The 22,576-nt window shown below is 58.0% G+C and carries 20 protein-coding genes and 2 tRNA genes; 4 read left to right on the top strand and 18 right to left on the bottom strand.

Annotation, left to right across the window (positions count from 1 at the left end; all coding sequences use genetic code 11):
- Positions 1 to 135: 135 nt before the first annotated feature.
- The 17 genes from AAIE04_RS22630 to rlmE all read right to left on the bottom strand — a co-directional run bounded on the left by AAIE04_RS22630 (position 136) and on the right by rlmE (position 18,102).
- Positions 136 to 2,058: a DEAD/DEAH family ATP-dependent RNA helicase gene (locus tag AAIE04_RS22630; RefSeq protein WP_004933492.1), complete on the bottom strand. Its 1,923-nt coding sequence runs from the start codon at positions 2,056 to 2,058 to the stop codon at positions 136 to 138.
- Positions 2,048 to 2,128 carry a protein YrbN gene (gene yrbN, locus AAIE04_RS22635; RefSeq protein WP_099032700.1) on the bottom strand — a complete coding sequence of 27 codons (81 nt, stop codon included), beginning with the start codon at positions 2,126 to 2,128 and terminating at the stop codon, positions 2,048 to 2,050. Before yrbN ends, AAIE04_RS22630 begins: the two co-directional genes overlap by 11 nt.
- Positions 2,129 to 2,244: 116 nt before the next feature.
- The gene (nlpI, locus tag AAIE04_RS22640) at positions 2,245 to 3,129 is read right to left on the bottom strand and encodes a lipoprotein NlpI (RefSeq protein WP_004933495.1); all 885 of its coding nucleotides are present in this window, start codon (positions 3,127 to 3,129) and stop codon (positions 2,245 to 2,247) included.
- Positions 3,130 to 3,257: 128 nt separating this feature from the next.
- Positions 3,258 to 5,375 carry a polyribonucleotide nucleotidyltransferase gene (gene pnp / locus AAIE04_RS22645; RefSeq protein ID WP_019453336.1) on the bottom strand — a complete coding sequence of 706 codons (2,118 nt, stop codon included), beginning with the start codon at positions 5,373 to 5,375 and terminating at the stop codon, positions 3,258 to 3,260.
- 256 nt (positions 5,376 to 5,631) lie between these two features.
- Positions 5,632 to 5,901 (bottom strand): 30S ribosomal protein S15, encoded by a 270-nt coding sequence (rpsO, locus tag AAIE04_RS22650; RefSeq protein WP_004933502.1) that lies wholly within the window; start codon positions 5,899 to 5,901, stop codon positions 5,632 to 5,634.
- Between the two features lie 124 nt (positions 5,902 to 6,025).
- Positions 6,026 to 6,970: a tRNA pseudouridine(55) synthase TruB gene (gene truB / locus AAIE04_RS22655; protein ID WP_004933505.1), complete on the bottom strand. Its 945-nt coding sequence runs from the start codon at positions 6,968 to 6,970 to the stop codon at positions 6,026 to 6,028.
- Positions 6,970 to 7,380 carry a 30S ribosome-binding factor RbfA gene (rbfA, locus tag AAIE04_RS22660; RefSeq protein ID WP_019453338.1) on the bottom strand — a complete coding sequence of 137 codons (411 nt, stop codon included), beginning with the start codon at positions 7,378 to 7,380 and terminating at the stop codon, positions 6,970 to 6,972. The genes truB and rbfA overlap by 1 nt, the downstream gene beginning before the upstream one ends.
- Positions 7,381 to 7,450: 70 nt before the next feature.
- Positions 7,451 to 10,141 carry a translation initiation factor IF-2 gene (gene infB / locus AAIE04_RS22665; protein WP_019453339.1) on the bottom strand — a complete coding sequence of 897 codons (2,691 nt, stop codon included), beginning with the start codon at positions 10,139 to 10,141 and terminating at the stop codon, positions 7,451 to 7,453.
- Positions 10,142 to 10,164: 23 nt separating this feature from the next.
- Complete coding sequence (gene nusA, locus AAIE04_RS22670; protein ID WP_019453340.1) at positions 10,165 to 11,673, bottom strand: transcription termination factor NusA; 1,509 nt, start codon at positions 11,671 to 11,673, stop codon at positions 10,165 to 10,167.
- 21 nt (positions 11,674 to 11,694) lie between these two features.
- Positions 11,695 to 12,147, bottom strand: coding sequence for a ribosome maturation factor RimP (rimP, locus tag AAIE04_RS22675; RefSeq protein WP_004933515.1), 453 nt, complete (start codon positions 12,145 to 12,147; stop codon positions 11,695 to 11,697).
- A gap of 217 nt (positions 12,148 to 12,364) precedes the next feature.
- Positions 12,365 to 12,441, bottom strand: a tRNA-Met gene (locus AAIE04_RS22680).
- Positions 12,442 to 12,501: 60 nt separating this feature from the next.
- A tRNA-Leu gene (locus AAIE04_RS22685) sits at positions 12,502 to 12,588 on the bottom strand.
- Positions 12,589 to 12,658: 70 nt separating this feature from the next.
- Positions 12,659 to 12,994, bottom strand: coding sequence for a preprotein translocase subunit SecG (gene secG, locus AAIE04_RS22690; RefSeq protein WP_004933519.1), 336 nt, complete (start codon positions 12,992 to 12,994; stop codon positions 12,659 to 12,661).
- Positions 12,995 to 13,214: 220 nt separating this feature from the next.
- Positions 13,215 to 14,552: a phosphoglucosamine mutase gene (glmM, locus tag AAIE04_RS22695; protein ID WP_074055405.1), complete on the bottom strand. Its 1,338-nt coding sequence runs from the start codon at positions 14,550 to 14,552 to the stop codon at positions 13,215 to 13,217.
- A gap of 3 nt (positions 14,553 to 14,555) precedes the next feature.
- Positions 14,556 to 15,392 carry a dihydropteroate synthase gene (folP, locus tag AAIE04_RS22700; RefSeq protein ID WP_498577720.1) on the bottom strand — a complete coding sequence of 279 codons (837 nt, stop codon included), beginning with the start codon at positions 15,390 to 15,392 and terminating at the stop codon, positions 14,556 to 14,558.
- Positions 15,393 to 15,484: 92 nt separating this feature from the next.
- Positions 15,485 to 17,416: an ATP-dependent zinc metalloprotease FtsH gene (gene ftsH, locus AAIE04_RS22705; RefSeq protein ID WP_004933529.1), complete on the bottom strand. Its 1,932-nt coding sequence runs from the start codon at positions 17,414 to 17,416 to the stop codon at positions 15,485 to 15,487.
- 56 nt (positions 17,417 to 17,472) lie between these two features.
- Positions 17,473 to 18,102 (bottom strand): 23S rRNA (uridine(2552)-2'-O)-methyltransferase RlmE, encoded by a 630-nt coding sequence (rlmE, locus tag AAIE04_RS22710; protein WP_004933533.1) that lies wholly within the window; start codon positions 18,100 to 18,102, stop codon positions 17,473 to 17,475.
- 143 nt (positions 18,103 to 18,245) lie between these two features.
- Between rlmE and yhbY the strand changes: the two genes are divergently transcribed.
- Entirely contained in the window at positions 18,246 to 18,539 is a 294-nt protein-coding gene (gene yhbY / locus AAIE04_RS22715; protein ID WP_004933536.1) for a ribosome assembly RNA-binding protein YhbY, read from the top strand.
- A 112-nt stretch (positions 18,540 to 18,651) separates the two neighbouring features.
- Here yhbY and greA read toward each other — a convergent pair whose 3' ends face one another.
- Positions 18,652 to 19,128, bottom strand: coding sequence for a transcription elongation factor GreA (gene greA, locus AAIE04_RS22720; RefSeq protein WP_004933539.1), 477 nt, complete (start codon positions 19,126 to 19,128; stop codon positions 18,652 to 18,654).
- 256 nt (positions 19,129 to 19,384) lie between these two features.
- On the opposite strand from greA, the gene dacB reads away from it, so the two are divergent.
- The 3 genes from dacB to pmrB are packed head-to-tail and all read left to right on the top strand — an operon-like array spanning position 19,385 to position 22,547.
- Positions 19,385 to 20,818, top strand: coding sequence for a serine-type D-Ala-D-Ala carboxypeptidase (gene dacB, locus AAIE04_RS22725; protein ID WP_025159591.1), 1,434 nt, complete (start codon positions 19,385 to 19,387; stop codon positions 20,816 to 20,818).
- 8 nt (positions 20,819 to 20,826) lie between these two features.
- Positions 20,827 to 21,489 carry a two-component system response regulator PmrA gene (gene pmrA, locus AAIE04_RS22730; RefSeq protein WP_019453348.1) on the top strand — a complete coding sequence of 221 codons (663 nt, stop codon included), beginning with the start codon at positions 20,827 to 20,829 and terminating at the stop codon, positions 21,487 to 21,489.
- On the top strand, positions 21,486 to 22,547 hold the full coding sequence (gene pmrB, locus AAIE04_RS22735) for a two-component system sensor histidine kinase PmrB (protein ID WP_019453349.1): 1,062 nt from the start codon (positions 21,486 to 21,488) through the stop codon (positions 22,545 to 22,547). The genes pmrA and pmrB overlap by 4 nt, the downstream gene beginning before the upstream one ends.
- The last annotated feature ends 29 nt before the right edge of the window (positions 22,548 to 22,576 follow it).

Consider the following 22,576-nt stretch of genomic DNA (forward strand, 5'->3'; position numbering starts at 1 on the left):
TGCATATCATCCGTAAGAAAAAACCTTATGAATGATACGCCATTCAGGGGCGTTTGACGGCAACTTTCAGGCATAAAAAAACCAGCCCGCAGGCTGGTTTTTCAGAGCGCTTCACCGCGAACGGCGAATCAGCGATTACGCGTCGCCGAAACGACGACGTGGTGCTGCCGGTGCGCCGTCATCACGGCGTGGCGCCGGCTTGCCGTCGCGGTTGTAGTTACCGCCACGACGCTCGCCGCCGTTACCGCCTTCACGACGTTCACCGAAGGAGCGACGTGGGCCGCCTTCGCGACGTTCACCGTTGAACGGACGACCGTTGCCGCGACGCTCGCCACCGTTGCCACCGTCACGACGCTCGCGACGTTCGAACGGCTGTGCATCGCCCAGCAGCTGCATGTTCATCGGCTTGTTCAGGATGCGAGTGCGAGTGAAGTGATTCAGGATCTCGCCCGGCATGCCTTTTGGCAGCTCGATGGTGGAGTGGGAAGCGAACAGCTTGATGTTACCGATGTAACGGCTGCTGATGTCGCCTTCGTTAGCGATAGCGCCAACGATGTGACGAACTTCAACGCCATCGTCACGGCCCACTTCGATGCGGTACAGCTGCATTTCGCCAACGTCACGACGTTCGCGACGCGGACGATCGCCGTCACGGCTGTCACGACGGTCGCCACGATCACCGCGACGATCGTCACGGTCGTTGAACTCGCGGCGCTGACGCGGCTTGAAGACCGGATCCGGCGGCAGGATCAGCGGACGTTCGCCCTGTGCCATTTTCAGCAGCGCTGCGGCCAGAGTTTCCATATCCAGCTCTTCTTCCGGCTGCAGTTTGGTCAGCAGTGCGCGGTACAGGTCCAGATCGCTGCTTTCCAGCTGCTGCTGAACTTTCGCGGCGAACTTGGCCAGACGACGCTCGCCCAGCAGTTCTGCGTTCGGCAGTTCCACTTCAGGGATGGTCAGCTTCATGGTGCGTTCGATGTTGCGCAGCAGGCGGCGTTCGCGGTTTTCCACGAACAGCAGCGCGCGGCCGGCGCGGCCCGCACGACCGGTACGGCCGATACGGTGAACGTAAGACTCGGAGTCCATCGGGATGTCGTAGTTGACAACCAGGCTGATGCGCTCAACGTCCAGGCCACGGGCCGCAACGTCGGTCGCGATCAGGATATCCAGACGACCGTCTTTCAGACGCTCCAGAGTCTGCTCACGCAGCGCCTGGTTCATGTCGCCGTTCAGCGCGGCGCTGCTGTAACCGCTGCGTTCCAGCGCTTCGGCCACTTCCAGGGTCGCGTTCTTGGTACGAACGAAGATGATCGCCGCGTCAAAGTCTTCGGCTTCCAGGAAACGCACCAGCGCTTCGTTTTTACGCATGCCGTAGACCGACCAGTAGCTCTGGCTGATGTCCGGACGGGTGGTCACGCTGGACTGGATGCGCACTTCCTGCGGCTCTTTCATGAAGCGGCGGGTGATGCGACGGATCGCTTCCGGCATGGTGGCGGAGAACAGCGCGGTCTGATGTTCAGCCGGGATCTCAGCCATGATGGTTTCTACGTCTTCGATAAAGCCCATGCGCAGCATTTCGTCGGCTTCATCCAGCACCAGGCCGCTCAGGTTAGAGAGGTTCAGGGTGCCGCGCTTCAGGTGGTCCAGCAGACGGCCTGGGGTACCCACAACGATTTGCGGGCCCTGGCGCAGAGCGCGCAGCTGCACGTCGTAACGCTGGCCGCCGTACAGGGCTACCACGTTGACGCCGTTCATGTGTTTGGAGAAATCGGTCATCGCTTCAGCAACCTGAACCGCCAGTTCGCGGGTCGGTGCCAGCACCAGGATCTGAGGTGCTTTCAGGTCTGCCTGCAGGTTGTGCAGCAGCGGCAGCGAGAACGCTGCAGTTTTACCACTACCGGTCTGTGCCATGCCCAGCACGTCGCGGCCGTTCAACAGGTGAGGAATACACTCAGCCTGGATCGGAGATGGTTTTTCATAGCCCAGATCGTTCAGGGCGGAAATGATTGGAGCAGACAGCCCCAGATCAGCAAAAGAGGTTTCAAACTCAGTCGTCATGTACACGTGCCTCATTAATAATGGCAGCCAGTCTACATAACTCGTCGAGAAAATTTTCAGTCATTTTCATTGAAAAGTGTGAACCGGCTCAAATTAGATTATAAAACGAACAAAAAAGCCCTCGCCCGTTAAGGCGATAACTTTGGTTAAAAACCAATGTCCATCAGGCTGATAGGTGTTCGTCAGCTATTGCTGGTCCGATTCCGATAGGTCGTCTTGCTCTTGGCCCAAAAGCGCCAATTCCAACAATGCATAGCGGTGCTCAACGAAGTTGTGAACGTTGTTAGACACCGTCAGTTTGAACAGCGCCGAAGCGGTGTCCTTGTCCCCCAGACTCAGGTAGTGTTTACCCAAATAGAAGTCAGTTTCACTGAGATGCTCAGCGAGCGAAGTGTTATCCGTTGCATCTGCCTTGAGGCGTTCCATCAGCGTTTTTTCGCTGATCTTGCCCAGGTAGAATTCGACAATATTCCATCCCCATTGCCCTCTGTCCGCTTTGTCATAGCGCTGCTGAAGCGCTACCTCGGCCTTCTTGGGATCGATTTCTCGCTCCACCAGATACAGCCATAACGAACGGAAGGGATCGTTTGGGTCGTCTTGATAAAACGCCTGCAGATCATCCTGCGCCAACGGGAAGCGGCCGCCATAATACAGTGCGATGCCCCGGTTTAAACGCGCGTAATTGTAAGTTGGATCAAGCTCTAGTACAGAATCAAACGCTTCATAGGCAGCATCAAAATTGCCTGCCTGCGTTAAGTAAATGCCCAGGTAGTTGAAAACTTCCGGCATGTCGGGACGTATCGCCAGCGCCTGCGAGAAATCATTGCGCGCTAATGCACGTAACCCGAGGCTATCATACAGCACACCGCGCTCATATAAAAGCTGTGCGCGTTCGTCATCCGTCAGTGCCCGGCTGGCAAGAATTTGTTCCATGCGCGCCAGGATCACTTCCTGCTGCAACGTTGGCTGCAACGGGATTGCCAAAACTTCGTCTTTACGCCAATCATGGTTGCTGCATCCTGCCAGCATGAGTGCTGTCGCAACGTAACACCAGCGCAAGAAAGGCTTCATTTCCCACTCCCGAAGACAAACATTGGATGAACGTCCTGTCCTCCGTTTGCTAAAACGCGGGCATCCTACCCGCGCGATACGAACAGCTCCCAACCCCATGGCGGGGAGCTGTAAAACTATCTATACAGTTATTCTGCTTCAGGCGCAGGTGAACCTGCTTCCGGCGCCATCGCTTCTTTGATGCTCAGACGCACGCGGCCCTGACGGTCAACTTCCAGTACCTTAACCGGCACTTCCTGACCCATCTGCAGATAGTCGGTCACTTTCTCGACGCGCTTGTCGGCGATCTGAGAAATGTGCACCAGACCTTCTTTACCACCGCCGATAGCGACGAACGCGCCGAAATCAACGATACGGGTCACTTTACCCTGGTAAATACGGCCCACTTCGATCTCTGCCGTGATCTCTTCGATACGACGGATAGCGAATTTCGCCTTCTCACCGTCGGTCGCTGCGATTTTAACTGTACCATCATCTTCAATTTCGATGGTAGTGCCAGTCTCTTCGGTCAGCGCGCGGATAACGGAACCGCCCTTACCGATCACGTCTTTAATCTTATCCGGGTTGATGCGGATAGTATGAATACGCGGTGCGAATTCGGAGATATCGCCGCGCGGGGTGCTGATAGCCTGTTCCATTACGCCCAGGATGTGCAGACGCGCGCCCTTGGCCTGGTTCAGAGCCACCTGCATGATTTCGCGGGTGATGCCTTCGATTTTGATGTCCATCTGCAGCGCGGTGATACCGTCGCGGCTACCGGCCACTTTGAAGTCCATGTCGCCCAGGTGATCTTCGTCACCCAGAATGTCGGACAGAACCACAAAGTTATCGGCTTCTTTCACCAGGCCCATCGCGATACCCGCAACGGCGGCCTTGATTGGCACACCGGCGTCCATCAGCGCCAGAGACGCGCCGCACACGGAAGCCATGGAAGAAGAACCGTTGGATTCGGTGATTTCAGACACCACGCGAACCGTGTACGGGAAATCTTCCGGTTTAGGCATCATAGCCAATACGCCGCGTTTCGCCAGGCGACCGTGACCGATTTCACGACGCTTAGGAGAACCGACCATGCCGGTTTCGCCTACGGAGTACGGAGGGAAGTTGTAGTGGAACAGGAAGCTGTCGGTCTTCTCGCCCATCAGCTCGTCCAGGTTCTGGGCGTCGCGCGCGGTGCCCAGGGTCGCGGTAACCAGCGCCTGAGTTTCGCCACGGGTGAACAGCGCGGAACCGTGGGTGCGCGGCAGTACGCCGGTGCGCACGTCCAGGCCACGGATCATGTCTTTTTCACGGCCGTCGATACGCGGCTCGCCACGCAGTACGCGGCTGCGCACCACGTTCTTCTCGACGTTGCCCAGGATGTCCTGGATTTCGCCGGCGTCCAGCGTTTCGTCCTGCGCCAGCAGGGTTTCAACTACGCTGTCTTTGATCGCGTCAACCTGAGCGTAACGCTCTTGTTTTTCGGTGATGTGGTAAGCGTCGCCCAGGCGAGCTTCGGCCAGTTCAGCCACGCGCGCGTGCAGCGCTTCGTTGACCGCTGGCGCCTGCCAATCCCACTTCGGTTTGCCGGCTTCGGCAACCAGAGCGTTGATGTTCTCGATAACCACTTGCTGCTGGTCGTGGCCGAATACCACGGCGCCCAGCATCTGATCTTCGCTCAGCACGTCCGCTTCGGATTCAACCATCAGCACCGCACCGGCAGTACCGGCAACCACCAGGTCCAGACGGCTTTCTTTCAGCTCGTCGGTCGTCGGGTTCAGCACGTACTGATCGTTGATGTAACCTACGCGCGCTGCGCCGATTGGGCCGTTGAACGGAATACCGGACAGGCTCAGGGCGGCAGAGGCACCGATCATCGCAACGATGTCCGGGTTCACCTGCGGGTTAACGGAAACCACGGTCGCGATCACCTGAACTTCGTTCAGGAAGTTGTCCGGGAACAGTGGACGGATCGGACGGTCAATCAGACGGGAAGTCAGGGTCTCGCCTTCGCTCGGACGGCCTTCGCGACGGAAGAAGCTGCCCGGGATACGGCCGGCGGCGTAGGTACGCTCTTGGTAGTTAACGGTCAGCGGGAAGAAGCTCTGACCCGGCTTGGCTTTCTTCTGGCCAACAACGGTAACGAAGACGGCGGTGTCATCCATGCTCACCATAACGGCGGCAGTGGCCTGACGAGCCATCATACCGGTTTCGATGGTGACGGTATGCTGGCCATACTGGAATTTGCGAATGATCGGTGTCAGCAAAATTATATCCTTGATTAGCGGCGCGCAATCGCATTGACGACTCGACACGCCTGTGACTCGATTTGCCTTCTCACTACATCCTCGCGACTAATGACAATCCTTATCTCAGGCGGGAGATAAAGCCTCTCATTAGCCGCGCGAACCTCTGTAACGGAAGAACCTGTTTGGAAACATCAGTAATACATTAACCTGATTTGCTTATGCTTCCTAGAAGAAAGGGGCCAAAATAGGCCCCTTTCCACTGAAACTTGCTAGATTAGCGACGCAGACCCAGACGCTCGATCAGGCTGGTGTAACGTGCTACATCTTTACGCTTCAGGTAGTCCAGCAGCTTACGACGCTGAGAAACCATACGCAGCAGACCACGACGGCTGTGGTGATCTTTTTTGTGCTCGGAGAAGTGGCCTTGCAGATGGTTGATCTGCGCAGTCAGCAGGGCAACCTGAACTTCGGTAGAACCGCTGTCGTTAGTACCACGACCGAAATCAGCTACGATTTGAGCTTTAGCTTCAACACTTAGAGACATTGTAATACTCCAGATTATAGATAATAAAAACAGGCGCCGATCTCTAATTCAGCAACCCGATGCATAAGCTGCGCCATTCTACTCTTAGCGCAGTGCGATCGCAAGGCGACGCAGTGCCCCGCCGTCAGTCGAAATGTTCGACCACCAGGCGGCGCGGCGCCACGCGACCATCCTCGGCGATGTCGCCAACGCCGATGAATTTCCGCTCTTCACCCTCGGTGATACGCACCATACCGGAGGCCGGCGCACCGGCCACCTGCACCGGCTGCCCCTGCTTGACGTAGCCCGCCACCACCGGCAGCAAATTCACTTCCGGATAGTTCTCAACCGGGCTGTCCATCGGCATCAGCAGCGGATCGAGCAGCTCGCCGGGGGCGATCGCTTGTTCCTGCGCCTGCGCCAGCAAGGCGTTCAGCTGTTCCAGCGTCACCATGCGCGCGATCGGGTAAGTCGCCACCTGCAGGCGACGCAGATAGATCACGTGCGCGCCGCAGCCCAGCAGCTCGCCGAGATCGTCGGTGATGGTGCGGATGTAAGTGCCTTTCGAGCAGTGGATCTCCAGCTCCAGCTCATCCCCTTCCCAGCGGATAAACTGCAGCTCGTACACCGTGATGCTGCGCGCTTCGCGCGGCACTTCAATCCCCTGGCGCGCATACTCGTAGAGTTTCTTGCCTTGGTATTTCAGCGCCGAATACATCGACGGCACCTGCTGGATGTCGCCGCGGAAGGTGTCCAGCGCCGCGTCGAGCTGCGCCTGGGTGAAGTTCACCGGGCGCTCCTGCACGATCTGACCGTCGGCGTCCGAGGTATCGGTACGCTGCCCCAGCTTGGCGATCACCCGATAGCGCTTGTCGGAATCGAGCAGATATTGCGAAAACTTGGTCGCTTCACCCAGGCAGATAGGCAGCATGCCGGTCGCCAGCGGATCGAGCGCGCCGGTGTGACCCGCCCGGTTGGCGTTGTACAGGCGCTTTACTTTTTGCAGCGCATCGTTGGACGACAAACCCTGCGGCTTGTCCAGCAACAGCACGCCGTGGATATCACGGCCGCGGCGACGAGGGCGACTCATCAGTCCTCCTTGTCATCGCCTGAGGCGGAACGGCGCTCGGCGTCGTTCTTCACCACGTTGGTCACCAGGTTGGACATGCGCATGCCTTCCACCAGGGAGTTATCGTAGGCGAAGGTCAGCTCCGGCACCACGCGCAGGCGCATCGCTTTGCCCAGCAGGGTGCGGATGTAACCGGAAGCGTCTTGCAACGCTTTGATGCCGTTGTTGACCAGATCCGGATCGTGGTTCTCGGTCAGCACGTTCAGGAAGGTGACGTAAACCTTGGCGTACGCCAGATCACGGGACACTTCCACGCCGGAAACGGTCGCCATGCCGACGCGCGGATCTTTCACTTCACGCTGCAGAATGATCGCAATCTCTTTCTGCATCTCTTGCGCCACGCGTTGACCGCGGCTGAATTCTTTTGCCATTTTGGATTCTCCAGACAAATCGGGGGGCACAAAGGCCCCCCGTAAACAGATATAAGCAGATGTGCAATCGTTAAGCGATGGTGCGTTGGATCTCAATGATCTCGAACACTTCGATCATGTCGCCGACGCGCACGTCGTTATAGTTCTTAACGCCGATACCACATTCCATGCCGTTACGGACTTCGTTAACGTCATCTTTGAAGCGGCGCAGGGATTCCAGCTCGCCTTCATAGATAACCACGTTGTCGCGCAGTACGCGGATTGGGTTGTGACGCTTGATGGTCCCTTCGGTAACCATACAGCCGGCGATAGCGCCGAACTTAGGCGATTTGAACACGTCGCGCACTTCGGCCAGGCCGATGATCTGCTGCTTGTATTCCGGCGCCAGCATACCGCTCATCGCCTGCTTCACTTCGTCGATCAGGTTATAGATCACGGAGTAGTAACGCAGATCCAGGCTTTCCGCTTCGATCACGCGGCGCGCAGAAGCGTCGGCACGCACGTTGAAGCCCAGGATGATGGCGTTGGAAGCCGCAGCCAGCGTCGCGTCGGTTTCGGTGATCCCACCTACGCCGGAGCCGACAATCTTCACCTTCACTTCGTCGGTGGAGAGTTTCAGCAGCGAGTCGCTGATCGCTTCGCAAGAACCCTGAACGTCGGATTTCAGGACGATGTTCAGCTCGGACACTTCGCCGTCGGTCATGTTGGCGAACATGTTTTCCAGCTTGGACTTCTGCTGACGCGCCAGTTTGACTTCGCGGAACTTGCCCTGACGATACAGCGCCACTTCACGCGCTTTCTTCTCGTCACGCACCACGGTCGCTTCGTCACCCGCTGCAGGCACGCTGGACAGACCCAGGATTTCCACAGGGATGGACGGACCGGCGGAGGTCACTTCACGGCCCAATTCGTCGCGCATCGCACGCACACGGCCGTATTCGAAGCCACACAGGACGATGTCGCCCTTGTTCAGCGTACCTTCCTGAACCAGCACGGTAGCCACTGGGCCACGGCCTTTATCCAGGAAGGACTCGATCACTACGCCGCTCGCCATGCCGCTGCGTACCGCTTTCAGTTCCAGAACTTCGGCCTGCAGCAGGATAGCCTGCAGCAGTTCGTCGATACCGGTACCGGCTTTCGCGGACACGTGTACGAACTGCGCTTCACCGCCCCACTCTTCCGGCATAACGCCGTACTGAGACAGTTCCTGCTTAACGCGGTCCGGATCGGCTTCCGGTTTGTCGATTTTGTTAACCGCAACCACCAATGGCACCTGCGCCGCTTTCGCGTGCTGGATAGCTTCGATGGTCTGTGGCATCACGCCGTCATCAGCCGCCACCACCAGAACCACGATGTCAGTCGCCTGAGCACCGCGAGCACGCATCGAGGTAAACGCGGCGTGGCCCGGGGTATCCAGGAAGGTGATCATGCCGTTCTCGGTTTCTACGTGGTAGGCACCGATGTGCTGGGTAATGCCGCCGGCTTCGCCCGCCGCCACTTTAGTGGAGCGGATGTAGTCCAGCAGAGAGGTTTTACCGTGGTCAACGTGGCCCATGATGGTCACGACCGGCGCACGCGGTTCAGCCGCAGCGCCCGTATCACGGTCACTCATCAGCGCTTCTTCCAGCTCGTTTTCACGACGCAGGATAACTTTGTGGCCCATCTCTTCGGCAACCAGCTGTGCGGTTTCCTGGTCGATAACCTGGTTGATGGTGGCCATGGCGCCCAGCTTCATCATCACTTTGATGACCTGAGAACCTTTTACCGCCATCTTGTTGGCCAGCTCGGCTACGGTGATGGTTTCACCGATCACCACGTCGCGGTTAACCACCTGCGCCGGCTTGTTGAAGCCCTGCTGCAGAGCGCTAGGCTTGCGTTTGCCGCCTTTACCGCCACGGGTAACGGCGCGCGCTTCTTCGCGATCCGCTTTGGATTCGGACAGCTTGTTGCCTTTCTTCTGCTTGGTGGCTTTGCCGCCGCGGGTGCGGCTGCGACGATCGCCTTCAACTTTGGCGTCGTTTTCGTCTTCAGCGGCACGGGCGTGCTGAGAGGTGGTCACGTGATAGTCGGCGCTTTCAACCGCAGCGCTTGCCGCGTCGGCCTGGGCCCACTTCTCGCCGTTCTCTTCGGCCATGCGACGGGCTTCTTCCGCCACGCGCTTGGCTTCCTCTTCAACCTTGCGGCGCACTTCCTCTTCCGCTTTACGTTTCAGTTCAGCGGCTTCGGCTTCACGGCGTGCTTTTTCCGCCTGAGCTGGCTTGGTCATTTCGTCGGTATGTTGATTGGTCACTTTTTCTTTTTCCGCTGAATTACGCTTAGCAATCTCCGCGGCCTCACGTTTGGCTTGCTCTTCGGCTGCGCGCTTCGCTTCCGCTTCGCGTTTTGCGAGCTCTTCCGCTTCGCGCCGTGCCTGCTCTTCCGCTTCACGCTGTGCCTGCTCTGCCGCTTCAGCCAACTGGGCTTCCTGCGTATCGCGATTTACATAAGTGCGTTTCTTGCGGACCTCAATTTGCACCGATTTACTTTTACCGCCGGTGCTCGGGATATTCAAGGTGCTGCGCGTTTTGCGCTGCAAAGTGAGTTTACCCGGCGCGCTGCCGTGTTCACGGTTCAGGTGCGCCAGCAATGTTTCTTTTTCTTGCTGGGTAACAGAGTCCGACTCGGACTTGTTGATCCCTGCATCAGCAAACTGCTGTACCAGGCGATCAACCGGAGTCTGAATCTCTGCTGCCAGCGATTTTACGGTTACATCTGTCGTCATGCTGTTCCTTCCTGCTACAGTTATTACGCGTTGTCGCCAAACCAACAGATATTGCGTGCAGCCATGATCAGCTCGCCGGCTTGCTCATCGCTAAGCCCTTCAATATCAGCCAGATCGTCAACACCCTGCTCGGCAAGATCTTCCAGCGTACAAACCCCACGCGCGGCCAGTTTAAAGGCCATGCTGCGCTCAAGACCCGGCAGGTTGAGCAAATCGTCGGCCGGTTTGTTGTCGCCCAGGCTTTCTTCTTGTGCCAGGGCCAGCGTGGTCAATGCAGCTTTGGCGCGTTCGCGCAATGCTTCAACCGTATCTTCATCCAGACCGTCGATTTCCAACAGCTCTTTGATCGGCACGTAGGCCAGCTCTTCCAGCGTGGAGAAGCCTTCTTCAACCAGTACGGTGGCGAAATCTTCGTCGATATCAAGATACTTGGTGAAGGTATCAATAGCGGCATGAGCCTCGGCCTGGTGCTTGGCCTGCAGGTCGTCCGCCGTCATCACGTTCAGTTCCCAACGATCGTCGCCGCGGTGTTGTTTCAGCAGCTGGGAAGCCAAACGCACGTTTTGGCCGTTACGGCCGATCGCCTGCGCCAGGTTGCTGGCTTCAACGGCGATATCCATGGTGCAGTTATCTTCGTCTACCACGATCGACGCGACGTCGGCCGGCGCCATGGCGTTGATGACGAATTGCGCAGGGTTGTCATCCCACAGGATGATGTCGATACGTTCGCCGCCGAGCTCGCTCGACACGGCCTGAACGCGCGCACCGCGCATGCCTACGCAAGCGCCGACCGGGTCGATGCGCTTGTCGTTGGTTTTCACTGCAATTTTCGCGCGGGAGCCAGGATCGCGGGCTGCCGCTTTAATTTCAATCACTTCTTCGCCGATTTCCGGCACTTCGATGCGGAACAGTTCTTTCAGCATTTCCGAGCTGGAACGGCTGACGAACAGCTGCGCGCCGCGAGCTTCAGGACGCACGGCGTACAGTACGCCGCGAATGCGGTCGCCCGGACGGAAGTTTTCGCGCGGCAGCATGTCTTCACGGCCAATCACCGCTTCGGCGTTGTTGCCCAGATCCAGCGCGATGCTGTCGCGGTTCACTTTCTTCACCACGCCGGTGACGATCTCGCCTTCGTGTTCACGGAAAGCGTCGACCACCATCGCACGCTCGGCTTCGCGCACTTTCTGCACGATAACCTGCTTGGCGGTTTGGGTGGTGATACGGTCGAAGGTCACGGATTCGATCTGATCTTCGACGTAGCCGCCGAGCTCGATGCTCGGATCTTCAAACTGAGCGGCTTCCAGCGTGATTTCACGCGTTGGCTGAGTCACTTCGTCTACGGCGACCCAACGGCGGAAGGTATCGAAATCGCCGGTTCTGCGGTCAATGCTGACGCGCACGTCGATTTCCTGCTCGTATTTTTTCTTGGTTGCGGTGGCTAATGCAGTTTCCAGCGCTTCGAAAATCTTCTCGCGCGGAAGGGATTTTTCATTGGAAACTGCTTCAACAACAGCCAGAATCTCTTTGTTCATCCTAGTTGCCTCTTCCAAACTTTAAAAGTGGGGTACCAGGTTCGCTTTCTGGATGTTGCTCAGCGCGAACACTTCATCTTTCCCTTCCACAGTAACCGTGATCATCTCGCCTTCGACAGACTTGATAATACCCTGCCACTTGCGACGGTTCTGTACCGCCATGCGCAGGACCAGGCTGACTTCTTCACCGAGGTAACGCGTATAGTGTTCTGCGGTGAACATCGGGCGATCAAGGCCAGGAGAGGAGACTTCCAAGTTGTAAGCGACCGTGATTGGATCTTCGACGTCCAATACAGCGCTGACCTGGTGGCTGACATCAGCGCAATCATCAACATTGATGCCGTTGTCACTATCAATATAGATGCGGAGCGTCGATTGGCGCGCACGAATGAATTCGATGCCTACAAGCTCAAAGCCCAACGCTTCTACGGGTGCCGAAAGCATCTCTGTTAACTGTTGCTCTAATGTGGACAAGCCCACCCCCAAGACATAAAAAAAGGGCTAAATAGCCCAGTGATTCTGTTGCCAAATAACAAAAAACCCCGAAAAATCGGGGCTTTATGCAACTGGACCCTGTTTGCCGCTAGGCGGCCTCGGTACAACTTTCGAGCAAGTGTCATTTTCAAATGTTGATCGAGAAAAGCGGGTTTCAATCGAAAAGTGTATTTGAAAATAAACACTTAAAGGAAAGTGGTTGCGGGGGCCGGATTTGAACCGACGACCTTCGGGTTATGAGCCCGACGAGCTACCAGGCTGCTCCACCCCGCGTCCGAAAACGTGGCAAATACTACGCCGATAATCGCAAAATTGCAAGTTATCTCTGGGATTTGGTACCGAGGATGGGACTCGAACCCACAAGCCCGTTAGGGCACTACCACCTCAAGGTAGCGTGTCTACCAATTCCACCACCTCGGTACTGATTCTTACTGCTAACGGCCGTTGTTCTTTCGAGTTCACAACCACCGTTTTCAAACTTTGTTGCGGCTTACTGCGGGATATCGCTGCTCGGTTTGGCTGGTGCCGCCGGCGCGGTTGTCTGCTCAGTTTTCACTGGCTGACCCAGGTTTTCCCACTCGCTGCCTTTCTTGCTTTGGTTGCTGCTGAGGTTGCCCAGAATCAGACTGATGACGAAGAACAGCGTCGCCAGCACAGCAGTCATGCGGGTCATAAAGTTACCGGAACCACTCGAACCGAACAACGTGCCTGATGCACCTGCTCCGAAAGAGGCTCCCATATCAGCGCCTTTACCTTGCTGCAGCATAATCAGAGCAACCAGCCCGATTGAGATCAGCAGGAAAATTACCAGAAGAGCTTCGTACATAGTAGTACCCGTATCCTTGCGGCCTAACCGCATGCCAAATGCTTCACACTCATCAAGCAGGCGCTTTTACAAACTGCCTACTGAAGCGGGTGTGAATACTAACCAAAGCCGCCAACCCGCGCAAGGGCAATTTGCAGCCGCCGGCGCGTTTGCGGAAAAAAACGCCAACAATCGCCTGTTCGGGCTCAGCGTCGCCGAGCCCGGTGGCTAACTGTCTGTTTTAACCTGCGGATTTCACCGCGTCGGCGATGCGATGCGCCAACGCGGTCACCTGCTGCTCGTCCTCGCCTTCCACCATCACGCGGATCAGCGGTTCGGTGCCCGATTTGCGCAGCAGCACCCGGCCGCGACCGCCCAGCTCGGCTTCCACCTGCTCGGTGACTTTACGCACCGCTTCGGACTCCAGCGGATTATGCTCACCGGTAAAGCGCACATTGACCAGGATCTGCGGCAACAGCTTCATGCCGCTGCACAGATCATGCAGGCTCATGTGGTTGCGCACCATGGCGGTCAGCACCTGCAGCCCGGCCACGATGCCGTCGCCGGTAGTGGTTTTGTCCAGCAGGATCACATGGCCGGAGTTTTCCGCGCCGATGCGCCAGCCCAGCTCCTGCAGCTTCTCCAGCACATAGCGGTCACCCACCTTGGCGCGGGCGAACGGAATGCCCAGCTGCTTCAGCGCCAGCTCCAGCCCCATGTTGCTCATCAGGGTGCCGACCGCGCCGCCGCGCAGCTGGCCTTGACGCAGGCCTTCACGCGCGATGATGTACAGGATCTGATCGCCATCCACCTTGTTGCCCAAATGGTCCACCATCATCACGCGATCGCCGTCGCCGTCGAACGCCAGGCCGACGTGCGCTTTTTCCTGCAGCACGCGCTCCTGCAGCTGACGCACATCGGTAGCGCCGCATTTTTCGTTGATGTTCATCCCGTCCGGCTCAACGCCGATGGCGATCACCGTAGCGCCCAGCTCGCGCAGCACGCTCGGCGCAATGTGGTAAGTCGCGCCGTTGGCGCAATCGACCACGATCTTCAGCCCTTTCAGGCTCAGCTCGCTCGGGAAGGTGCCTTTACAGAATTCGATATAGCGGCCGGCGGCGTCGATGATGCGGCTGGCTTTACCCAGTTCGGCGGACTCCACGCAGGTCAGCGGTTTTTCCATCTCGGCTTCAATCGCCTCTTCGACGTTGTCCGGCAGTTTGGCGCCGTCTATCGAGAAGAATTTGATACCGTTGTCGTAGAACGGGTTATGCGAGGCGGAGATGACGATGCCCGCTTCGGCGCGGAAGGTGCGCGTCAGATAGGCTACCGCCGGCGTCGGCATCGGCCCGGTGAAAGAGGCAGAAAGCCCCGCGGCTGCCAGGCCGGCTTCCAGCGCGGATTCCAGCATGTAACCGGAGATGCGCGTGTCCTTGCCGATGATGATCTTGCGCGAACCGTGGCGCGCCAGCACCTTACCGGCCGCCCAACCCAGCTTCAGCACGAAGTCCGGGGTGATGGGGCTGTCCCCGACTTTGCCGCGGATGCCGTCGGTGCCGAAATATTTGCGCTCGCTCATGTCTTACTGTCCCTTTGCTGAAAGTGTTGCCTCGACGACACGCATCGCCTCGACGGTTTCTTTAACGTCATGCACTCTGACAATCTGCGCACCCTGCATTGCCGCGATCACTGCACAGGCCACGCTGCCGATAACCCGTTGATCCGGCGGCACGTTCAGCAGTTGTCCAATCATCGATTTGCGCGACATGCCGACCAGCAGCGGCAAACCGAACCGATGAAACTCCGACAACCGAGCCAGAAGCTGATAGTTGTGCGCCAAATTTTTACCGAAACCGAAGCCGGGGTCGAGCAGCAATTTCTGATTTGTTATCCCCGCCTCATTGCAGCGCCGGATATGGTGTTCAAAAAACGTCTGAACATCGGCGATCAGATCGTCGTAGTGCGGCGCCTGCTGCATGGTGCGCGGCTGCCCCTGCATGTGCATCAGGCAGACCGGCAGGCCGCTTTCCGCCGCCGCCGTCAGAGCGCCCGGCTCCTGCAGAGAACGGATGTCGTTGATCAGATGTGCGCCGGCCTGCGCCGATTCGCGGATCACGCCCGCCTTCGAAGTATCGACCGAGATAAAGACCTCGAAGCGCTGCGCCAGCGCTTCCACCACCGGCACGACCCGTTCCAATTCTTCCTCTTCGCTCACCTCCGCCGCCCCCGGCCTTGTCGATTCGCCGCCGACGTCGATCATCGTGGCGCCGACTGAAATCAGCGCGTGCGCGTGCAGCAGAGCCTGGTTCAGAGTGTTGTGACGGCCGCCGTCTGAAAACGAATCCGGCGTCACGTTGAGGATACCCATCACCTGCGGATGGGAGAGATTGAGCGTCATGTCGCGCACGGTTAACTGCATGGTTGATCCACCTTACTGTTGCCTGGTTCACTGCCCGCCGGGCAAAAAAAAACCCCGGCGTACCGGGGTTTGATGTTATTACACAGCCGTTGTTACTTGTCGAGCTGTTCGGACATGGTGTTGCCCGGCGTTGGGGTGCGCGGCTCATCTACCGGCGTCGGGGCTTTCGGGGTGCCACCGTTGTCGGAGCTGTTGCCTTTGTTCGCATCGTCCCAGCCTGCCGGCGGACGCACGTCTTTGCGGTTCATCAGATCGTCGATCTGCGGCGCATCGATGGTTTCATACTTCATCAGCGCATCCTTCATCGAGTGCAGGATGTCCATGTTTTCCATCAGCAGCGAGCGAGCACGCGTGTAGTTGCGTTCGATCAGCGACTTCACTTCCTGGTCGATGATACGCGCGGTCTCATCCGACATGTGCTTCGCCTTGGCCACGGAACGGCCCAGGAACACTTCACCCTCTTCTTCCGCATACAGCAGCGGCCCCAGCTTCTCGGAGAAGCCCCATTGGGTCACCATGTTGCGGGCGATGGAGGTCGCCACTTTGATGTCGTTCGACGCGCCGGTAGACACTTTTTCCGGCCCGTAGATGATCTCTTCCGCCAGACGGCCGCCGTACAGGGTGGAGATTTGGCTCTCCAGCTTCTGACGGCTGGCGCTGATCGCATCCCCTTCCGGCAGGAAGAAGGTCACGCCAAGCGCACGGCCACGAGGAATGATGGTGACCTTGTGCACCGGATCGTGTTCAGGAACCAGGCGACCAATGATGGCGTGGCCCGCTTCGTGATACGCGGTCGACTCTTTCTGCGCTTCGGTCATCACCATGGAGCGACGTTCCGCACCCATCATGATCTTGTCTTTGGCTTTCTCGAACTCCACCATCGACACCACGCGCTTGTTGCCGCGGGCGGCGAACAGCGCCGCTTCGTTGACCAGGTTAGCCAGGTCAGCACCGGAGAAGCCCGGCGTACCGCGCGCAATGACGGAGGCGTCGATGTCGGCGGCCAACGGCACGCGGCGCATGTGCACCTTCAGAATCTGCTCGCGGCCACGCACATCCGGCAGCCCGACCACGACCTGACGGTCGAAACGCCCTGGACGCAGCAGCGCAGGGTCAAGCACGTCCGGACGGTTGGTAGCCGCGATGACGATGATGCCCTCGTTGCCTTCGAAACCGTCCATCTCAACCAGCATCTGGTTCAGGGTTTGCTCGCGCTCATCGTGACCGCCACCCAGGCCGGCGCCACGCTGGCGACCGACGGCGTCGATTTCATCGATGAAGATGATGCACGGCGCGGCTTTCTTCGCTTGTTCGAACATGTCACGCACACGGGATGCACCCACGCCGACGAACATTTCGACGAAGTCAGAACCGGAAATGGTGAAGAACGGCACCTTCGCTTCGCCGGCGATCGCTTTCGCCAACAGCGTTTTACCGGTCCCCGGCGGGCCAACCATCAGCACGCCTTTCGGGATCTTGCCGCCCAGCTTCTGGAAACGGCTCGGTTCGCGCAGGTATTCCACCAGTTCGCTCACCTCTTCTTTCGCTTCGTCACAACCGGCAACGTCGGCGAAAGTGGTCTTGATTTGGTCTTCCGTCAGCATGCGGGCCTTGCTCTTGCCGAAGGACATCGCGCCCTTGCCGCCGCCGCCCTGCATTTGCCGCATAAAGAAGATCCAGACCCCGATCAGCAACAGCATCGGGAACCACGAGATAAAGATAGAAGCCAGCAGGCTCGGCTCTTCAGGCGGCTCGCCGACAACTTTTACGTTCTTCGTTAACAACGTATCCAGCAACTTCGGATCGTTGACAGGGATGTAGGTCGTGTATTTGTTACTGTCTTTCTTGGTAACGTTAATTTCACGCCCGTTGATTCGCGCTTCGCGAACCTGGTCCTGGGTCAGTTCGGACATGAAGGTAGAGTAATCCACCCTACGGCCATTCGACTCGCTGGGCCCAAAGCTCTGGAATACAGACATCAACACTACCGCGATGACTAACCAGAGAATTAGGTTTTTCGCCATGTCACTCAAGGGATTAACCTCATCTTACAACTGTGTTAACAAACAGCGTTAGGGTACTACAGTTTGCGCCCTGTCGCTACAATGTACACTTCGCGCGAACGGGCGCGGGAAGCGTCTGGCTTACGAATCTTAACCTTCGTAAACAGGGAGCGAATTTCCCGTAGGTACTCGTCAAAGCCATCTCCCTGGAACACCTTCACCAGGAAACTTCCGCCTGGTGCGAGGACATCACGACACATATCCAGCGCCAATTCCACCAGATACATCGACCTTGGAATATCGACGGCCGGGGTGCCACTCATATTCGGGGCCATATCGGACATGACCACCTGAACCTTACTCTCGCCTACTCGTTCCAACAGTGCCTTCAGCACCAGTTCATCACGAAAATCGCCCTGAAGGAAATCGACGCCAACGATAGGATCCATTGGCAAAATATCACAGGCGATGATGCGACCGGTACCGCCGATTTGGGTGACCACATACTGCGACCAACCGCCCGGCGCGGCGCCCAGGTCAACCACGGTCATGCCCGGCTTGAACAGTTTGTCGCTCTGCTGTATTTCATCAAGTTTAAACCAGGCGCGGGATCGCAGTCCCTTTTTCTGCGCCTGCTGCACATATTTATCGCTAAAGTGTTCTTGTAACCAGCGACTGGAGCTAGCCGAACGCTTTTTATTAGCCATCTCGTTTTCCAACTATCATAAAAAGAGTCTTATGTCAGGGTCGCTGCTCACGTAGACTCACACCGGTGAAGACCGATTTGGTGATATACATGAGATGGCGGTAGAATGTACCGTTTTCAATCCCAACTTAAGCAAAAAAGACAATGAATCTGAATAATAAACAAAAACAGCACCTGAAAGGCCTGGCGCATCCGTTAAAACCGGTGGTGATGCTGGGCAATAACGGTCTTACCGAAGGGGTGCTGGCTGAAATTGAACAGGCTCTGGAGCATCATGAGCTGATCAAGGTAAAAATCGCCGCTGAAGATCGCGAAACCAAGACCCTGATCGCCGACGCTATCGTGCGCGAAACGGGCGCCTGCAATGTGCAGGTTATCGGCAGTACGCTTATTCTTTACCGCCCTTCGAAAGAGCGCAAGATCAGTCTACCGCGTTAATAACCATCAGGTTAAAGAAAAGGTGCCATGCGCCTGACGAAGATAAAAGGCCGCTTGCGGCCTTTTTCCTATCTTTACAAAACGTTGGCGCATTAATGACCAACGGCCTCGATCAGAGATACTCAACCTTCAGGATCTCATACTCGACGTCGCCGCCTGGGGTTTTGATCACCACCACATCGTCTTGCTCTTTGCCGATCAGTCCGCGCGCCATCGGCGAGTTTACCGAAATCAGATTTTTCTTGAAATCGGCCTCATCGTCGCCAACGATGCGGTAAGTCACTTCTTCTTCACTGTCCAGATTCATCACCGATACGGTGGCGCCGAAGATCACCCGGCCGGTGTTCGGCATTTTGGTGATGTCGATCACCTGAGCATTGGACAGCTTGGCTTCGATTTCCTGAATGCGGCCTTCGCAGAAACCCTGCTGTTCGCGGGCGGCGTGGTACTCGGCGTTCTCTTTCAGATCGCCGTGTTCGCGCGCTTCAGCGATATCCGCAATGATTTTCGGGCGGCGCACGCTTTTCAGATATTCGAGCTCTTCGCGCAGTTTTTCAGCGCCAAACAAGGTCATCGGAATTTGGTTCATCGTATAAATACCTCTAAATCTTTCCTGTTCAAATAACCGTCATCCTGACGTATTCGTATGAAAACACGGTTGGCATAGCGCCACCCGCCTCCAGGCGACAAACAAAAGAAACCTGACTCGGAACGGGGCCCAAGCCAAGATTGGTTTTGCATTTTGATACGCATTTTAGCCTAGAGTTCCTTGAGGGTCATCGTTTACTTTTTCCCTGATTGCACCGTAGTATGACGGCACGTTATCCAGCTGTTATCCCGAGATTATGCGTTTTTCACGAATTGTCAGTGCATTGGCTTGCGCATTTGTTCTGAATGCGAATGCGGCCCCGGTTGAAGAGTACACACAATATCTGCCTGATGGGGCCAACCTTGCCCTGGTCGTTCAGAAGATCGGCGCCGGCTCGCCGACGATCGATTACCACTCTCAGCAAATGGCGCTGCCGGCCAGTACCCAAAAAGTGCTGACGGCGCTGGCGGCATTGCTGCAGCTCGGGCCCGATTACCGTTTCACCACCACGCTGGAGAGCCAGGGCGATATCCGCGACGGCGTGCTGCGCGGCAACCTGATCGCCCGCTTCAGCGGCGATCCGACCTTCAAACGTCAGAGCCTGCGCAATATGGTGGCCGTCCTGAAGAAACAGGGCGTGCGCCAAATCAGCGGCGACGTGCTGGTCGATACCTCGGTCTTCGCCAGCCATGACAAAGCGCCCGGCTGGCCGTGGAACGATCTGACGCAGTGCTTCAGCGCGCCACCGGCCGCCGCCATCGTCGATCGCAACTGTTTCTCGGTCTCGCTGTACAGCGCGCCGAACCCGGGCGACATGGCGTTTATCCGCGTCGCCTCCTATTATCCGGTCAATATGTTCAGCCAGGTGCGCACTCTGGCGCGCGGTTCCGCAGACGCGCAGTACTGCGAGCTGGACGTGGTGCCGGGCGAACTGAACCGCTTTACCCTGACCGGCTGCCTGACGCAGCGCAGCGAACCGCTGCCGTTGGCCTTCGCCATCCAGGACGGCGCCAGCTATGCGGGCGCGATCCTGAAAGACGAACTGACGCAGGCCGGCATCCAGATCGACGGGCATTTGAAACGCCAGACGCGTCCCGGTATCACCGGCACGGTGATCGCGCAAACCCAGTCGGCGCCGCTGCACGATCTGTTGAAGATCATGTTGAAGAAATCGGACAACATGATCGCCGATACCGTCTTCCGCACCATCGGCCACGAACGCTTCGGCGTGCCGGGCACCTGGCGAGCGGGGTCCGACGCGGTTCGGCAGGTGCTGCGCCAGAAGGCCGGTATCGATCTGGGCAACACCATCATCGCCGACGGCTCCGGCCTGTCGCGCCACAACCTGCTGGCGCCGGCGACCATGATGCAGGCGCTGCAGTACATCGCGCAGCACGACAACGAGCTGAACTTCATCTCGATGCTGCCGCTGTCCGGTTATGACGGCACGCTGCGCTACCGCGGCGGCCTGCACGAAGCCGGCGTCGACGGCAAGGTGTCGGCCAAGACCGGCGCGCTGCAGGGCGTGTACAACCTGGCAGGCTTCATCACCACCGCCAGCGGCCAGCGCATGGCCTTCGTGCAGTATCTCTCCGGCTACGCCGTGCCGCCGGAAGATCAGAAGCAGCGCCGCGCACCGCTGGTGCGCTTCGAAAGCCGCCTGTATCGGGATATTTACCAAAACAACTGAGGATCGTCATGAAGCTGCTGGTCGTTGAGGATGATGAACTGCTGCAACAGGGGCTGGCGCTGGCGCTGACCGGCGAAGGCTATGTCTGCGACTGCGCCGCCACGGCGGCGGAGGCCAACAGCCTGCTCATCACCAGCCAATACAGCATGGTGATCCTGGATCTCGGCCTGCCGGACATGGACGGCGCCGCACTGCTGCGGCAGTGGCGCCGCCAGCAGATCGATCTGCCGGTGCTGATCCTGACCGCCCGCGACGCCTTGGAAGACCGGGTCGACGGGCTGGACGCCGGCGCCGACGACTACCTGGTCAAACCCTTCGCATTGGTTGAGCTGCAGGCACGCGTGCGCGCCCTCCTGCGCCGCTACCAGGGCCACAGCGACAATCTGATGCAGGTGGACGACCTGCAGCTGAACCTGTCCAGCCAGCAAGTCTACCTGCAACAGCAGCCGGTGGAGGTCACGCCGAAAGAGTTCGCCATCCTGGCGCGCCTGATCATGCGCGCCGGGCAGACGGTTAACCGTGAGCTCCTGCAGCAAGATCTCTACACCTGGCAAGACGATTTGGGTTCCAACACGCTGGAAGTGCACATCCACAACCTGCGCCGCAAACTGGGCAAGGATCGCATCCGCACCGTGCGCGGCATCGGCTACCGTTTGGAACCTTCGTCATGATCAGCATGCGCCGCCGCCTGCTGTTGATGCTGGCGCTGATCCTGCTGGTCACGCAACTCATCAGCGCCTTCTGGCTGTGGCACGAAAGCCAGGAACAGATCAGTTTCCTGGTGGACGAAACCCTATCCGCCAAAGTGCGCAGCGAACGCGTCGATACCGAGATCGCCGAGGCCATCGCGTCGCTGTTGGCGCCTTCGCTGATCATGATGATCGTCACGCTGCTGGCGTCGTTCTGGGCCATCAGCTGGATCACCCGTCCGCTCAACCAATTGCAGCAGCGGCTGGAAAAGCGCTCTGCCGATAACCTGACGCCGCTGCCGATCAACAGCGACAGTCTGGAGATGGTGGCGGTCACCAATGCGCTCAATCAGCTGTTCTCACGGCTGGACAACACCATTCAACAGGAACGCCTGTTTACCGCCGACGCAGCCCATGAGCTGCGCACGCCGCTGGCCGGCATTCGCCTGCATCTGGAACTGATGGAAAAACAGGGGGTCAAGGGCAGCCAGGCGCTGATCGCCCGCATCGATCTGCTGATGCACACCGTCGAGCAACTGTTGATGCTGTCGCGCGCCGGGCAAGACTTCGCCAGCGGCCATTACCAGCATTTCGATTGGGTGGCCGATGTGATCCAGCCGCTGCGCGAAGAGCTCGGCGAAATGACCGCTCAACGCGGGCAGACGTTGGACTGGCGATTGCCGGCCGCCGCGGCGGTGAACGGCGATCCGGTGCTGCTGCGGCTGCTGCTGCGCAACCTGGTCGAAAACGCCCACCGCTACGGCCCGGAAGGCGGCGCGATACTGGTACAGTTAACGCCACAGGACAACGGCTATCTGCTGCAGGTCATCGACGATGGCCCGGGGATCAAGGAAGAGATGGTCGGGGAACTGACGCAGGCGTTTCGCCGCATGGATCAACGCTACGGCGGCAGCGGGCTGGGGTTGAATATCGTGATCCGCATCGTGCAGCTGCACCAGGGGCGTTTGACGCTGGAAAACCGCCGCGATGCACGCGGCCTGAACGCCCAGTGCTGGCTGCCGGAAAAAGCGCTCAAATAACAAGGGCCCAGCGTTGCTGAGCCCTTGAT

Source organism: Serratia sp. Ae19-1 (assembly GCF_059801225.1).